Below are 12,937 nucleotides of genomic sequence, written 5' to 3' on the forward strand. Positions count from 1 at the left end.
CATGGCACTTCAGCCAATCAATATCGATACAGTCCAGCCGAACGGCAAGAAGGGCGATCCAGCCAGGATCGCCTTCGGGAAGGTCAACGACAACGACGCGTACCTCGATGGTCGGATCAGTACCGTCGCCACAGCTGCGGCCACCGCGGACACGAAGGCGACGAACGCGGGTGCTGCAGCTGCGGCTGCTGTTCCGAAGTCTGGCGGTGAAGCCGGCGCCATGACGGGGACGCTCGTCATGCGAGGCGGCGGAACGGCAGTTCGTCGCGCGAACTTTTTCCACAACGCGAATGCTACGAACGATTTCGGAGCCAAGCTCACCCTGTCCTACAACGCCAGCAACAGCGATCTGGCCGGCATGTTCTTGGTCCCTACCGGAGCCAACGGATTCGAATCTCAGCTCCAAGTCTGGTTGAAGGATGGCGATTTCTTCAACTCGGCCTATATCCAAGCGCTCACGGTCACCCGAACAGCTGTCTCCTTCCGGGGCAGTGCCCTATGGCACGCGGGGAACACGACGGTGGATGCCAACAACTTCATCAAGAGAGCCTGAACATGGAGCCCACCTGCACCGCAGCGTTCAACATCCAGCCTGATGGCGGGATCGTGCTCGATGGAGACCATGCTCCTGGCACAAGCATCGGTTGCTCGTTTGATGCTCTGGGCATCGCGTGCGCTCGGGTTGCGACTGGTGTGTATCGGGTAGCCGGTCCGGGGATCAAACCGGCTACCGGGTGGCGCGCGAGCGTATACCGTGACGAAAACGACGAACAGACCATCCGCCTGGCCATCCAGCAGGAGGCGGGTGCGGTGCTCTACTCGTGTACCGATCCGGCGACCGGAGAGGCAAGGGACATTGTCTACTTGCTGACAGTACGTGTCGTCGTTGACGCTCCGGAGGTCGAACAAACCGAGGATGCGGAGGTCGATGCGCCATGATCACCGCAGATGCCCAGCAGCTCGAGCCAGGCGGCCGCGTCACCGTTTATGAACTGGACTGCACCAGCTTCGGTGCAGATCAGCTCTGGTTTCACCAGCACCTGCAGTCGGGGGCGATCTGGTGGCAGGGCCAGGAATATGGACCTTGGCCGATAAACGCTACCGGCTTCGAGCGCACCAGCGAGCAGCAGCCCAACCCACGGCTTAGGGTCAGCAACATCGATGGCCGGATCGGCGCTCTGTGCCGCATGTTCCAGGATCTGGCCGGCGCCAAGCTGATCCGCCGGCAGACGCTGGTGAAGTACCTGGACGCGGCCAACTTCGCCGAGGGGAACCCGTTGGCTGATCCGGGTGAACACTTCCCGGATGAAATCTGGTACATCGAGCGCAAGGTGGGCGAGGACGACGAAACGGTCGAGTTCGAGCTGACCACGGTGGCCGACTTCAACGGGCGGGAGCTTCCCGCCCGGCAATGCACGAGGATCTGCAGCGCCTTGCTGCACGGGGGCTACCGCGGTCCCTACTGCGGCTACACCGGCTCGGCCTACTTCGATATCAACGACCAGCCGGTCGACGACCCGGCAAGGGACGTGTGCGCCGGCCTGGTCCGGAGCTGCCAACTGCGGTTCGGCCAGGACAAGCCGATTCCGCACGGTGGATTCCCCGCCGCCGGCCTGCTGCGGACCTGACGACCCGCGATACCCCAGCTCCGGACCATTCGCGCTGCACCAGCAGCACCACAGGGCTCGCCAGACGCGGGCCTTTTCTATGGGCGAGATCCATGCAACAGAGCACCCTGCAGGCCATCCAGGCGCATGCCGTGGCCGACTACCCGCGCGAGTGCTGCGGCCTCATCGTGGCCGGCTGCGATGGGGAGTTATACGTCCCGTGCCGCAACCTAGCCACGACTCCCAGCGAGCACTTCCGGCTGCCGGCAGAGGACTTCGCCGACGCCGAGGACAGCGGCGAGGTGATGGCCGTCGTGCACAGCCACCCGAACGCGTCTGCGGCTGCCTCTGATGCCGACCGCGTCATGTGCGAGGCCAGCGGCGTGCCGTGGCACATCGTGAGCGTGGGGCAGTGCGTTGGGGCTGACCCCGAATGTGGCGACCTGCAGACCATAGTGCCCTGCGGCTACGAGGCGCCGCTGGTAGGCCGGCAGTTCGCCCACGGCGTGCTGGATTGCTACAGCCTGGTGCGTGATTTCTACGCCCGCGAGCTGGGTATTCAGCTCAGCCAGTACGAGCGGGAAGACGACTGGTGGGAGAAGGGCCAGGACCTCTACAGCCTGGACCGGCTGCAGGCGGAGGGCTTCGCTGTCATCCAGGGCGTGCCCCGCCGCGGTGACATGATCCTGATGCAGATCCGCTCGCCGGTGCCGAATCATGCCGGCGTCTACCTGGGCGACGGGAAGATGCTGCACCACATGCACGGGCGCCTGTCTGAAACGGTGGTCTACGGCGGCATGTGGACCGAGCGCACCCGCTACATCGTCCGCCACAAGGAGGCCGGCAATGACTGAGCGCCTGCGCACTGTCCGGCTGTACGGGCGCCTCGGCGCTCGCTTTGGCCGCAAGTTCCAGCTGGCGGTGAACAGCCCGGCCGAGGCCATTTTCGCGCTCGGCACTCTGCTGCCCGGATTCCGGCAGTTCCTGACAGGCTGCAAGGACCAGGGCATCGAGTTTGCCGTGTTCATCGGGCGGGAGAACCTGAGCAAGGCGCAGCTGCACGATCCGCCGGGTGCCAACGATATCCGCATTGCACCGGTGCTGGTCGGCTCCAAACGTGGGGGTGCCCTGCAGACCATCGTCGGTGTGGCCCTGATCGTGGTGGCCTCCATCTACGGCGGTCCGGGCGCCGGCGCCGCAGCGGCCAAGTTCTGGGGCGCTGTCGGCGCGGCCGGCTGGAGTCTTGCCATTGGTGGCGTTGTGCAGATGCTGTCGCCTCAGCCGCGCGGACTGGGGACGAAGGAGAGTGCCGAGAACACGCCGAACTACAGCATGAACGGGCCTGTGAACGTGCAGGCCCAAGGCAACCCCGTGCCCGTCGCCTACGGCGGCCACGACACGAAGGGCATGGTCGTTGGATCCGTGGTGATCAGCGGCGGCATTTACGCGGAGGATCAGCAATGAGTGCTTTTCTGCTGCCAAGCACCTATCAGGCAGTGGCGCTTGCCGGCACTGACATCCTTGGAGCAGGCGGCAAGAGCAGTACCAATGCCCGCACGCCGGTGGAAACCCCGGACAGCCTGCACTCGATCTCCTATGCCAAGGTGCTGGACCTGATCAGCGAGGGCGAGATCCGTGGCCTGGTGGCAGGCAACCAGTCCATCTACCTCAATGAGGTGCCGATCCAGAACAGCGACGGCACCTTCAACTTCAATGGCGTTCGGATTGAGACCCGCTCAGGCACGCAGGACCAGGATTACATCCCAGGTTTCCCGTCTGTTGAGAACGAGATCGGCGTCGGTGTCGAGCTGCGCGACACACCGGTGGTGCGCGCGGCCTCCGGACAGACTCTGTCCGCAGTTCGGATCCGGTTCGGTGTGCCCGCCCTGCAGCGGCAGAACACCGAGAACGGTGACACCGAGGGGTATGCAGTCGAGTACGCCATCGATCTGTCTACCGATGGCGGCGCCTTCAGCACGGTGTTGAGCAACGCCTTCCGCGGCAAGACCACCACCGAGTACCAGCGCAGCCACCGCATCGACCTGCCGCCTGGCAATCAGTGGCAGGCGCGGATCCGCCGCCTCACGCCCAACGCGAACAGCTCGACCGTCGCCGACACGGTGAACGTGATCTCGATGACCGAGATCATCGACGTGAAGATGCGCTACCCGAACTGCGCACTGGCCGCGATCCAGACCGACGGCAGCCAGTTCCAGGGCAAGCCGACCACTGCATACCGCATCTGGGGCCGGATCATCCGCGTGCCCAGCAACTACGACCCGATCGCGCGCACTTACACCGGGGTGTGGGATGGGACGTTCAAGTCGGCCTGGACGAACAACCCGGCCTGGGTCTTCTTCGACATGGTCACCAACGATCGTTTCGGCCTTGGTGATCGCATCCCGCTGGACTGGGTGAACCGGTATCGCCTGTATGAGATCGCGCAGTACTGCGATCAGCTGGTCAGCGATGGCATGGGCGGCTTGGAGCCGCGCTTCACCTGCAGCCTGTACCTGCAGACCCGGGAGTCGGCCCACAAGGTGCTACAGGACCTGGCCAGCATGTTCCGCGGCATCAGCTTCTACGCGGCGGGGCAGATCATGGCCTCGGCGGACATGCCTAAGGACCCGGTCTATACCTACAGCCAGGCCAACGTGGTCGACGGGAAGTTCACGTACACCGGCAGCGGCAGCAAGGCACGGCACACGGTGGCGTTGGTGTCCTGGTCCGACCCGGACGACTTCGGCCGGCAGAAGGTCGAGCCGGTCCAGCTGCAGGAAGGGATTGCCCGCTACGGCGTGAACCAGATCGAGGTGACGGCCTTCGGCTGCCACTCCAAGTCGCAGGCCCAGCGCGTGGGGCTGCACATCCTCTACAGTGAGAATCTGGAGACGGAGACCGTCAACTTCGCCGTGGGTCTCGATGCCCTGAACTGCATGCCCGGTGACGTGATCCAGGTCGCCGATGCCAAGCGCGCGGGGCGGCGCAACTCCGGTCGCATCAGCGCGGCCGCGGCGAGCAGCCTTACCCTGGATGTGGTGCCGCCCTCGATGCAGGCCGGGGACCTCTTACGGGCGACGCTGCCGGACGGGAAGACCGAGGCCCGCACCATCAGCGCGGTCAACCCGGAGACGCGCGTGGTGACCGTCTCTGCGCCTTGGAGCGCGATCCCGGTGGTGCAGTCGATCTGGGCGACGGAGTCGACCGACCTGGTGATGCAGCAGTTCCGGGTGATCAGCATCACCGAGGAAGAGGGGCTGACCTATCGCGTCACCGCGCTGCAGCACCGCCCGGACAAGTTCGCGGCCATCGATGACGGCACCCGGCTGGAGCCGCCGCCCATCAGCATCGTACCGCCCAGCGTGCAGCCGCCGCCGGCGAACGTGCGCCTGTCCTCGCATGTGGTGATCGACCAGGGCATTGCCACGCCGGTGCTGACCATTGAATGGGATGCGGCCGACAAGGCGATTGCCTACGACGTGGAATGGCGCCGGGACGATCTGAACTGGGTGCGTGTGGGGCGCGTGGGTACGGCCAGCGCGGAGGTGCGCGGGGTCTATGCGGGCAAGTACCTGGCCCGGGTGCGTGCGGTGAATGCGCTCAATGCGGTGTCGCAGCCTGCCCTCAGTGTCCTCACCGACATTCAGGGGAAGACGGAGCCGCCGCCGGCGCTGACCTCCCTGACGGCAGCGTCAGTGGTGTTCGGCATCCAGCTGGCCTGGGCGTTCCCGCCCGGGGCAACCGACACGCAACGCACCGAGATCTGGCGCAGCGCTGGCCCGAACCTGGAGAACGCGACGAAGCTGGGCGATTTCGCCTATCCCCAGAACCGGCACCGGCTCGATGGCCTGGCCGTCGGCGCGAAGTTCTACTTCTGGGGTCGGTTGGTGGACCGCAGCGGCAACATCGGGCCGTGGTATCCCGCTGGCGCTGGTGTAGTGGGCGAGGCGAGCACCGACGTGACCGAGTATGACGCCTACTTCTCCGGCCTCATCAACAAGAGCGCGCTGGGGCGGGAGCTGCTGTCGGAGATCGAGAGCATCAGCAGTATCGCCCCGTTGATCTGGGCCGCAGATGCCACGTATGAGTCGGGCCAAACGGTGGTGCACAACGGCAAGATCTGGTTGTGGACCGACGCCGCCCCCGGCAACGAGGAGCCCCCGGGCACGAAGTGGAAGAGCGTCGGCGATGCGGTGGCCGAGGCCGGTGCGTTGGCCGGGCGGATCGATCAGCTGGAGCTGGATGTTACGGAGGTGGACGGCAAGGTCACGGCGGTGGGCAACCGCGTAGATGGCTTGGTGGCGCAATACAGCGCGGAGCACGCCGGCGATGGGGACTGGAACGCGGGCGATGAGGACGCGTTTGCCGGCACGATCACCACGCTGACGGTCATCGCCAGCGGAGACTACGCGCTGGGCCGGCGTGTGGATACCACCGAAGCAGCGGTAGGCGAGACCCGGGCGATGGTGCAGGCCACCTCGCAGGCTCTGGTCGACTTAGACGGACAGATCAGCGCGTCGTACAGCCTGAAGCTGCAGATTGCAGCCAACGGCCAGTACTACGCAGCTGGCATGGGCATCGGCATCGAGAACCAGCCGGACGGCAGCTACCAGAGCCAGGTGCTGTTTACCGCCGACCGCTTCGCGTTCGTCAACCTGGTCAACGGGCAGCTGACCTCGCCGTTCGTGATCCAGGGCGGCCAGACCTTCATCAACCAGGCCCTGATCGGCACCGCGTGGATCACCAGCGCCAATATTGCCGATGCCGCGATCACCAACGCGAAGATCAGTGGGGTCATCCAGTCCGATGACTACGTCGCTGGCCAGACCGGCTGGAGGATCGACAAGGCTGCCGGCGGTGGGTTCCAGTTCAACGGCATGGTGGCCGGCGGATATCGCCTGAACATCACCAACCAGGGCGTCTACATCTACTACCCGAACGGCAATCTCGCCGTGGAGCTTGGAGTGCTGCAGTAATGGTCGACATTGGGCTGAGGGTTCGGACCGAGACCGGGTACGTGGAGACTTCGGTTACCACCAAGCTGTCGAAGAGGATCGGGTCCTACACGTTCCCGCTCTACAACCCTGTCAATTCCAACAACAAGTGGGTCGCGCCACCCGAGGCAGATGGAGGGCTCGTCGTCAACGACTTCCTTGGCGGCGAGCCTTACTACTACTTCACCTGCGAAGGCCAACGATCGGTGTACGGAATGCTGGTCCCTTCGGTGACCATATCGGGGAACAGCATCAACTGGAGCTGGGATCCTGACGTGGTGAACTTCCACGTCAGGATGGAGATGTTTCCGAGCAAGCCCACGACGGATACCGTCGGCGGCATCACCCTTCATTACGGGGTATACAGCTGATGGCCGTCGGACTACGCGTGCGGAACCAGGGAACCGGGCAGATCCAGATTGGGGCTGGCTATCAGAATCTACAGCTGGCCAAGTCAGGGACGCTCAACACCGGAGCTTTCTCCGGCGGCGGGACCGGCGGCTCGCCGCCATTTGCCTCATGGTCGCCGAGCGGGGTCCTGGCCTCAACGAGCGGGACATCGAATCTCCATGTCTGCCGCTACGTCAATGACAGCGTCGCAACTACGACGGGATTCACTCTGGTTCAGACCGGTGTGACGTGTTTCGTCTACGCTTCCAACCAGGCGCCGAACAAGACGCTGGAGTACTACACGTTCAATGCCACCGAGCGTGCGGCCAGTGGACCGGTTGGTCTACGCATGCGTGGCGAAGACGGCACGGTCTTCTACGACTCCCGACGCAAGGGTCTGCGGGTACTACAGGTGGTGGCGCTGCCAACAGTCCCAGGGCCTCCCGTAGAGATCGGCCAGTTCTTCCCTGGGACGAAGATCGGCATTGCCATCCCGTCGCCGCGCTTCTACTACTTCTCGCAGTCACAGGATCGGTGCACCATGAATGCCGATCATTTCCACATGACCAGCGACAACCGGATCTTTCTCTCGCGGTTGCAGGTGACTCAACAGACCTTGATCACCAACACCTTCCCGGTGGGCGGGGTGACGATGGGGCCGCAGAACGCCACGATTTTCATCGTGGACCTGACCGAGGTGCCGCTGGGGTTCGGGTAATCGCGGGCCGTCACGCCGCCGCAACGCTGGCTCGGGCGAGATGGTGTCCATGTGCTACTCCGCCCAGATCACCGCCTCACTTAGGACGGCCATGGCCATCTTTGGTATGACCGGCTATCGAGACACGGGAGCGGGTTTGGCGTAAGGAAGTGGGCTTTGCCAGATGGTGGACCCGAGTGTCGTGGAAGATACCCAAACCGACTATGAGCAAGAGGATCAACCGTTGAGCGCTTCCATGCTTCCGAGAATTGTCGGTTTCGACGTGCCGCAGCTACATGACCGCGTCGATTCCTCTACTGATGAGGCCATCATTGCGTTGTTGGATCTTGCGCCAGGAGCCCACTGGACTGAACTCTTCGTGAGGAAGTGCGAGGCGCTGGCGTCTCAGCTCTCCTTGGCCGAAGTCCGGGTTGAAGGCTCCAGGATCTATTTTTACGGGTCAATCAGCGACTCAAGAGCGCTCGCCGATGCGGTCATGTCCATCGTTCACGTGCTGAATGATCAGCTCATGCGAGAAGGGAACGACGCAGCCTCGCGGGAAGAAAACTCCTAGGAGCAAGAGATGCGCGACCAGCATTGACCTGCAATCTCCGCTGCGCCAGGGTGACCACGAAGACTGGATCGGACCGCAAGTCTGCCCTCGAGGTCGTCCAACCATTCTGCGCGTGTTCCATGCGGGTCCCTGACGTAGATGTCACATGCGATCCGGATGACGGGTTCAACCTCATGGCGAAAGCTAACAGCAGGTAGGGCACCAGACTTGAATGCCAAACTCCAGTGGGTGAGCTCGCGTTCGACGTCAACGAAATCCTTGTTCCTCATGCGTTCCATGTTCTGCTCCTATTGGGACTGCACTGTACACCCTTCAGAACATCGGCCTGTTCATGACACTTGTTCATATTTGTGCCAATCCGGCACGGCTGCGTAACGCGCTGGGGGGCACTGTGGGTCGGCAGCAGATGGCTGCATCGGAGTAAGGCATGAACAATTCTCCCCAGAACCAGAACGACCGTCCCAACTCGGATGGCGAGAAGAAGCAGCCAGGCCAGCAGGGTCAGGTGGATGGAAACGAGCTTGGCGGTGAAGACCTCGCCGGAAAGCAAGGTCAGCAACAGCAGCAGCCGGGAAGCAAGGAGCGTGAGCAATCGACCCATGGCCAGGATCAAAAGGGCAGTGCTGGTCGCGATAGCCGCCGTTGACATCTAAGGAGTGGCCGCGCCCAGCGCGGCTCCTTCTGTATCAATAGGAACGTTGATATGTCGTCCCACGCTCAAGCTGTGAACTTGATGACGAAGATCATGTATCAATCGCGCCCGGCGACCATGACGACGATGGCTCCGTGCCGGACCTGTCAAGGACAAAGCCCTGGTGGAATGGAGTGTGCGCGGTGTTTGACTGAAAAGTTGGGAAGGGTGGTTGCAAATAGAGGCGCTGCTCTTTGCTGGCTTGAGTCGTTCCTGAAAGTTCAGCGAGACGAAGCACACGTGTTCATATGTGCAAAGAGAGTTGATGCGTCAGCCTTATAGCAGTCGCATTCCGGCCTAACATTGCGCAAGCGTATGCTCGTTACATCTAGGAGCAACGCTATGAATTTCCCGATATGCATCTACGATCGAACGGGTACTGGGCTCCGGCTTCCTTCCGAGTGGTGGATTGATCTGCAGTCAGATCTCCCCGCTTTAGTGAACGGTAGTGAGCGCATAGATCTGCCAAGTTCCTCGAAAGATGAGCGCCCTCACCTGGATCCTCAAGTTCTCAGTGATCTATCCAGACGAATCCGGGGCTCGCAATGGCTAGATTAGATCCAGCTCAAGCGCCAGGCGTGCGTTGGCTTTTCTTCCGACTTCGCAATGGGCAGTCGATCAGCCCGGCTAGGCTAATGTCTGTCTGGTGTGAAGCTACGGAATCAACCGAGTGCGCAGTCCGCCGCGAAATCATTGACGGCGCTGGCTACGTATATGCTCTCTATGCACCAAATGGACTGCGCTCCCCCCGTCGTGTGGAGCTGCGCATGAGAGCACTTCTGGAAGAAGCCGGGTATGCCTTCACGATGGGGAGTTTGGCTGGGAGGCACCCAGCCGACGGCTGAGGTGCGACGCTGATTATGTCACCCGATTTGGCCACGAAGACTGGCTCTGGCAGCATCTGTTGCCGGGTCGTCGAGCCTTAGGACGTGGTCGCATTCGTCCAAGCGCGCGTTACTGACCGCTTGCCGCTTGCCGCATCCTGCGCATGCGAGCAGGGTGCCTCCTGGCATGGTCTCCAAGCCAGGTGTTTTGGAATGCGTGATGTGTCGGCAGTGGTTGCAGCGTACGCTGATTGTGTTCACGCGTTCGATATTGCCTTCGTCGCGGCGCACTACATGTAGATCCAAAACGTAGAAAAGGCCAGTGTCGGGCATTGCTTAGTACCGAGAAATTTCGTGCGTGGTGCATGTCGTTGGGCCTGCATCATGTGACGAAGTTCCGAATTCAGCAACATGCGAACCTGACGCGTTCAGGGCTCGTCCGCCACCTCGCGCTGACATGAACCCGTTGCTAGTAAGCTGGTCCCTCGTCAAGCAGGTGTGCCATGCCCATCAGGGCTGTCGTATACGCGAGCAGCGCCGGCGAGGCGATCACCGGCGACCGGCTGGGCTTGTCTAATGGAAAGCTGGATCAGATTGTGGACGACGCGGCCCGGTTCAACCGTAATGCCGGCGTCACGGGGGTGCTTCTCTTCGATGGTGAACGCTTCCTCCAGTACATGGAGGGGCCTGAGGATGGACTTTCAGTCGCCTATTCCCGCGTGTTGGGCGCGAGTAGTCATAACGGGATCGTGGAGCTGCAGCGAGGCAGGGTGGGTCAGCGCCGCCTGCCATTCTGGCCCATGAAATGGCTGCCCGCTGAACCAGATGAGCTCGGGCGCGTAGCTCATGCGGATTGGACCCGATTCAATCAGCGGCGCGATCACCAAGCGGCCTATGCGACTGCCATGGATCTCCTGGTCGGGCTGGTGGAGCCGTACGCCATCGCAGTCTAGGCCCTGTCGTTTGGCTCTCCGATTTGCTCGGTCAGAACCCTCAACGATTGCTCGAAGGCGGCGGCGAAGAGAACACCGCCATCCTGCTTGTGCTTCGCTGCGATGCTGGGTAGCAGGCGCAACCAAGTGTCGGTCAGCTGCTCGGGCGCGGGGTGGGTCAGTACAGTAACCCGCAGCGCGTACTCCATTGCCTTGAGATACCCGCGATGGACCTCAATCGCAACTTCGCAGGAGTGGACTCGGTCTAGCAGTTCGGAGATGCCATCGGTCATTTTGGGTCCTCGATATCGAGTGGTTCGTCGGGCTTGGGGTCCAAGAGCGCTAGGAGCTTTTCGCGACGACGCTGCTCGAGCCAGTGATGCCAGATCTCCATTTCGTCCATCAATCCTGTAGCTCCGCAAGCTGGGCACTTCAGGGTCGTGCCCCTGATGTCCGTATGGAATCCAGCATCGTGGGCCAGTGATGACCTAAGCCCACAGTTCTTGCAGGTTGAGCGCACCTGCTCCAGGCGGATGATTGCGCCACTTCGCGCAAGCAGGGGCAGGATCGAGTGGATCCTGAAGGCGTTGGGAGGGTGCATGGCCGTGCCGTTTAGGGGCTGGACACGGGAGCAAAGGATTCTGCACCGGAGAAGAGCCGCGAGACAGAAGTGTCTACTACATGATGTGAACCTCGCATCACACCAAGCTCAAGTGGACTCTCGCGCTTACTTCCCTGAGCCTCGGGGCTGGTGGACCCGAAGCGCTCACGCTGCCATATTTCGCAGAACTTCCGGCTGCTTTCTAAATGAGCATCCTCAACGTTCTGCTCACTCGTGACCACCTGGTCGTCGCGGTAGACACTCTGGCAGTGGATTCCCGGACAGGGGCGCATTCTGCGGGGGCGAAGCTGCTGCTGATCCCTCAGCACAACCTGGTGCTTGCCACTCGCGGTTCCACCCAGTTCTTCCTTCGCATCTATGAGCTGGCGCTGCAGGCGAGCTTCCGCGCAGATTTCACAATGGAGCAGCTGTCCGTCGAGCTGGGGTTGGTCGTGGACCAGCTATGGCCGAACTATGAGAAAGCAGCAGTCGAGGCCGGCCTGCCGATCGAGCAGCTCGGGACCGAGCTGGTGCTGGGTGGTTGGTCGCCGAAGAACGGCCGGATGATGGCCACGGGGTACGCCAAGAGCGACAGTCAACGCTCCTGCTTGGTGCAGGCTATTGCGGGCCAGCTGGCGTCACCCGGGGAGCCGCTCCGGGCATTGACGCCGAGCATGGGCCAAGCCGATCTGATGGCCCACGCGCGCCTGCAGGCCAGTTACCTCAATGAGCAGATGGGCCGGCAGGTGGCGGGAGGCCGGCTGTTAGCCGGCTTCCTGAAAGCGGGGCAAGCCGTGATCAAAGATCTAGGTGAGCTTTAGATCTTCGGGCGTTAGCCCGGCCAAGGCGAGGATCCTGTCCTGCCTCATCTGCTCGGCCCAGAGAGTCCACGCTTGGTCTAAGGTCAAAATCCCTGTCACCCGGCATGCCGGACACGTGAGTTCTACCCCTCCTTCCACCTCGGCAAGGCCATACCCTCGGGACATACGGGACTCGTCGCCGCATGAACTGCACTTGGCGTGCAGAGTTTCGACTCGCTCGATCGTTCCGTTGAGGCGCAGCAGCGGGCGGATCCGAAGGATCCGAAAAGCTGTCAAGGGTGTCATGTGCCGTGCCTGCAGGGGGCTAGACACGGGGGCGAAGGATTTCGCGCCTGAGAGGAGCCAGATGCGTCAACCATACAGCATGAATCGTTAAGAACTTCGTGTTGGACGAATTCTCTTCGACGGACGCTTGGCCGGCAGCAGCTCAGCCCGGAGCGCATTAGCTGCCCCACGCCAGTAGCCATCCCGAACGATTCAGACATGTGCCTGCGGCTTCGCAGGATCTGCGACGGCCAGCCGTATTCTTCCGGCCATGCATTCCTCCCATGGCTTCCGCAGCACCCCGATCCCCTCTGGCTGGGTCCAGACCGGTGAGCGCTGGGCGCTTTGGTACAACGGCCGCGAGACGGCCAGCGTCACGCCCGACGGGGGTCCCGGGGTCCGGCTATGGATGGAAGGCCAGAAGATGTGGCAGGTGAAGGAAGTGCGCGCGGCCAACGTCCGGCAGGCGAAGCGGTACGCCGAGCGCTGGTGTGCGGCCAGGCTCTATCCCGATCTGCCCCTGCGCCAGGCAGTCGCCCGGC

Annotated in this window: 14 protein-coding genes and 1 pseudogene; 14 read left to right on the forward strand and 1 reads right to left on the reverse strand. The window is 62.5% G+C overall.

Annotation, left to right across the window (positions count from 1 at the left end; genetic code table 11):
• Window position 1 precedes the first annotated feature (1 nt).
• From AC5P7A_RS17335 to AC5P7A_RS17390, 12 genes are all read left to right on the forward strand, one after another.
• Window positions 2-553, forward strand: coding sequence for a hypothetical protein (locus AC5P7A_RS17335; protein WP_111206222.1), 552 nt, complete (start codon window positions 2-4; stop codon window positions 551-553).
• A 2-nt stretch (window positions 554-555) separates the two neighbouring features.
• Window positions 556-939, forward strand: coding sequence for a hypothetical protein (locus tag AC5P7A_RS17340; protein ID WP_164166304.1), 384 nt, complete (start codon window positions 556-558; stop codon window positions 937-939).
• Window positions 936-1,628, forward strand: a complete 693-nt coding sequence (locus AC5P7A_RS17345) for a phage minor tail protein L (protein WP_478439094.1) — start codon at window positions 936-938, stop codon at window positions 1,626-1,628. The genes AC5P7A_RS17340 and AC5P7A_RS17345 overlap by 4 nt, the downstream gene beginning before the upstream one ends.
• A gap of 92 nt (window positions 1,629-1,720) precedes the next feature.
• Window positions 1,721-2,461 (forward strand): C40 family peptidase, encoded by a 741-nt coding sequence (locus AC5P7A_RS17350; RefSeq protein ID WP_478439093.1) that lies wholly within the window; start codon window positions 1,721-1,723, stop codon window positions 2,459-2,461.
• On the forward strand, window positions 2,454-3,071 hold the full coding sequence (locus AC5P7A_RS17355) for a tail assembly protein (RefSeq protein ID WP_495220402.1): 618 nt from the start codon (window positions 2,454-2,456) through the stop codon (window positions 3,069-3,071). The genes AC5P7A_RS17350 and AC5P7A_RS17355 overlap by 8 nt, the downstream gene beginning before the upstream one ends.
• Window positions 3,068-6,583 (forward strand): TipJ family phage tail tip protein, encoded by a 3,516-nt coding sequence (locus tag AC5P7A_RS17360; RefSeq protein WP_495220403.1) that lies wholly within the window; start codon window positions 3,068-3,070, stop codon window positions 6,581-6,583. The genes AC5P7A_RS17355 and AC5P7A_RS17360 overlap by 4 nt, the downstream gene beginning before the upstream one ends.
• Complete coding sequence (locus AC5P7A_RS17365; protein WP_478439229.1) at window positions 6,583-6,972, forward strand: hypothetical protein; 390 nt, start codon at window positions 6,583-6,585, stop codon at window positions 6,970-6,972. The genes AC5P7A_RS17360 and AC5P7A_RS17365 overlap by 1 nt, the downstream gene beginning before the upstream one ends.
• A complete protein-coding gene (locus AC5P7A_RS17370) occupies window positions 6,972-7,709 on the forward strand; it encodes a hypothetical protein (RefSeq protein WP_495220404.1) in 738 nt (245 codons plus the stop codon). Before AC5P7A_RS17365 ends, AC5P7A_RS17370 begins: the two co-directional genes overlap by 1 nt.
• A 181-nt stretch (window positions 7,710-7,890) precedes the next feature.
• Window positions 7,891-8,262, forward strand: a complete 372-nt coding sequence (locus tag AC5P7A_RS17375; protein ID WP_241886746.1) for a hypothetical protein — start codon at window positions 7,891-7,893, stop codon at window positions 8,260-8,262.
• Window positions 8,263-8,689: 427 nt separating this feature from the next.
• Entirely contained in the window at window positions 8,690-8,908 is a 219-nt protein-coding gene (locus AC5P7A_RS17380) for a hypothetical protein (RefSeq protein WP_103282862.1), read from the forward strand.
• Window positions 8,909-9,498: 590 nt separating this feature from the next.
• Window positions 9,499-9,798, forward strand: coding sequence for a hypothetical protein (locus tag AC5P7A_RS17385; RefSeq protein ID WP_099529570.1), 300 nt, complete (start codon window positions 9,499-9,501; stop codon window positions 9,796-9,798).
• 482 nt (window positions 9,799-10,280) lie between these two features.
• Window positions 10,281-10,730 (forward strand): BLUF domain-containing protein, encoded by a 450-nt coding sequence (locus tag AC5P7A_RS17390; RefSeq protein ID WP_262094128.1) that lies wholly within the window; start codon window positions 10,281-10,283, stop codon window positions 10,728-10,730.
• On the opposite strand, the gene AC5P7A_RS17395 is transcribed toward AC5P7A_RS17390, so the two are convergent.
• On the reverse strand, window positions 10,727-11,002 hold the full coding sequence (locus AC5P7A_RS17395; RefSeq protein ID WP_197556897.1) for a hypothetical protein: 276 nt from the start codon (window positions 11,000-11,002) through the stop codon (window positions 10,727-10,729). The two genes, AC5P7A_RS17390 and AC5P7A_RS17395, sit on opposite strands and share 4 nt — an antisense overlap.
• A 514-nt stretch (window positions 11,003-11,516) precedes the next feature.
• Here AC5P7A_RS17395 and AC5P7A_RS17400 point away from each other — a divergent pair.
• Both AC5P7A_RS17400 and AC5P7A_RS17405 read left to right on the forward strand, forming a co-directional pair.
• Window positions 11,517-12,131 carry a hypothetical protein gene (locus AC5P7A_RS17400; protein WP_188238722.1) on the forward strand — a complete coding sequence of 205 codons (615 nt, stop codon included), beginning with the start codon at window positions 11,517-11,519 and terminating at the stop codon, window positions 12,129-12,131.
• A 535-nt stretch (window positions 12,132-12,666) separates the two neighbouring features.
• Window positions 12,667-12,937 (forward strand): annotated as a pseudogene (locus tag AC5P7A_RS17405) (hypothetical protein); the annotation flags it as partial.

It is taken from the genome of Stenotrophomonas sp. YJH_SMC_65, assembly GCF_059369475.1.

Coding starts and splice junctions, on each gene's coding strand:
- AC5P7A_RS17370 (WP_495220404.1), top strand. CDS start 6,972: ATGGCCGTCGGACTACGCGTGCGGAACCAGGGAACCGGGCAGATCCAG.
- AC5P7A_RS17400 (WP_188238722.1), top strand. CDS start 11,517: ATGAGCATCCTCAACGTTCTGCTCACTCGTGACCACCTGGTCGTCGCG.
- AC5P7A_RS17390 (WP_262094128.1), top strand. CDS start 10,281: ATGCCCATCAGGGCTGTCGTATACGCGAGCAGCGCCGGCGAGGCGATC.
- AC5P7A_RS17385 (WP_099529570.1), top strand. CDS start 9,499: ATGGCTAGATTAGATCCAGCTCAAGCGCCAGGCGTGCGTTGGCTTTTC.
- AC5P7A_RS17365 (WP_478439229.1), top strand. CDS start 6,583: ATGGTCGACATTGGGCTGAGGGTTCGGACCGAGACCGGGTACGTGGAG.
- AC5P7A_RS17340 (WP_164166304.1), top strand. CDS start 556: ATGGAGCCCACCTGCACCGCAGCGTTCAACATCCAGCCTGATGGCGGG.
- AC5P7A_RS17360 (WP_495220403.1), top strand. CDS start 3,068: ATGAGTGCTTTTCTGCTGCCAAGCACCTATCAGGCAGTGGCGCTTGCC.
- AC5P7A_RS17380 (WP_103282862.1), top strand. CDS start 8,690: ATGAACAATTCTCCCCAGAACCAGAACGACCGTCCCAACTCGGATGGC.
- AC5P7A_RS17355 (WP_495220402.1), top strand. CDS start 2,454: ATGACTGAGCGCCTGCGCACTGTCCGGCTGTACGGGCGCCTCGGCGCT.
- AC5P7A_RS17345 (WP_478439094.1), top strand. CDS start 936: ATGATCACCGCAGATGCCCAGCAGCTCGAGCCAGGCGGCCGCGTCACC.
- AC5P7A_RS17395 (WP_197556897.1), bottom strand. CDS start 11,002: ATGACCGATGGCATCTCCGAACTGCTAGACCGAGTCCACTCCTGCGAA.
- AC5P7A_RS17335 (WP_111206222.1), top strand. CDS start 2: ATGGCACTTCAGCCAATCAATATCGATACAGTCCAGCCGAACGGCAAG.
- AC5P7A_RS17350 (WP_478439093.1), top strand. CDS start 1,721: ATGCAACAGAGCACCCTGCAGGCCATCCAGGCGCATGCCGTGGCCGAC.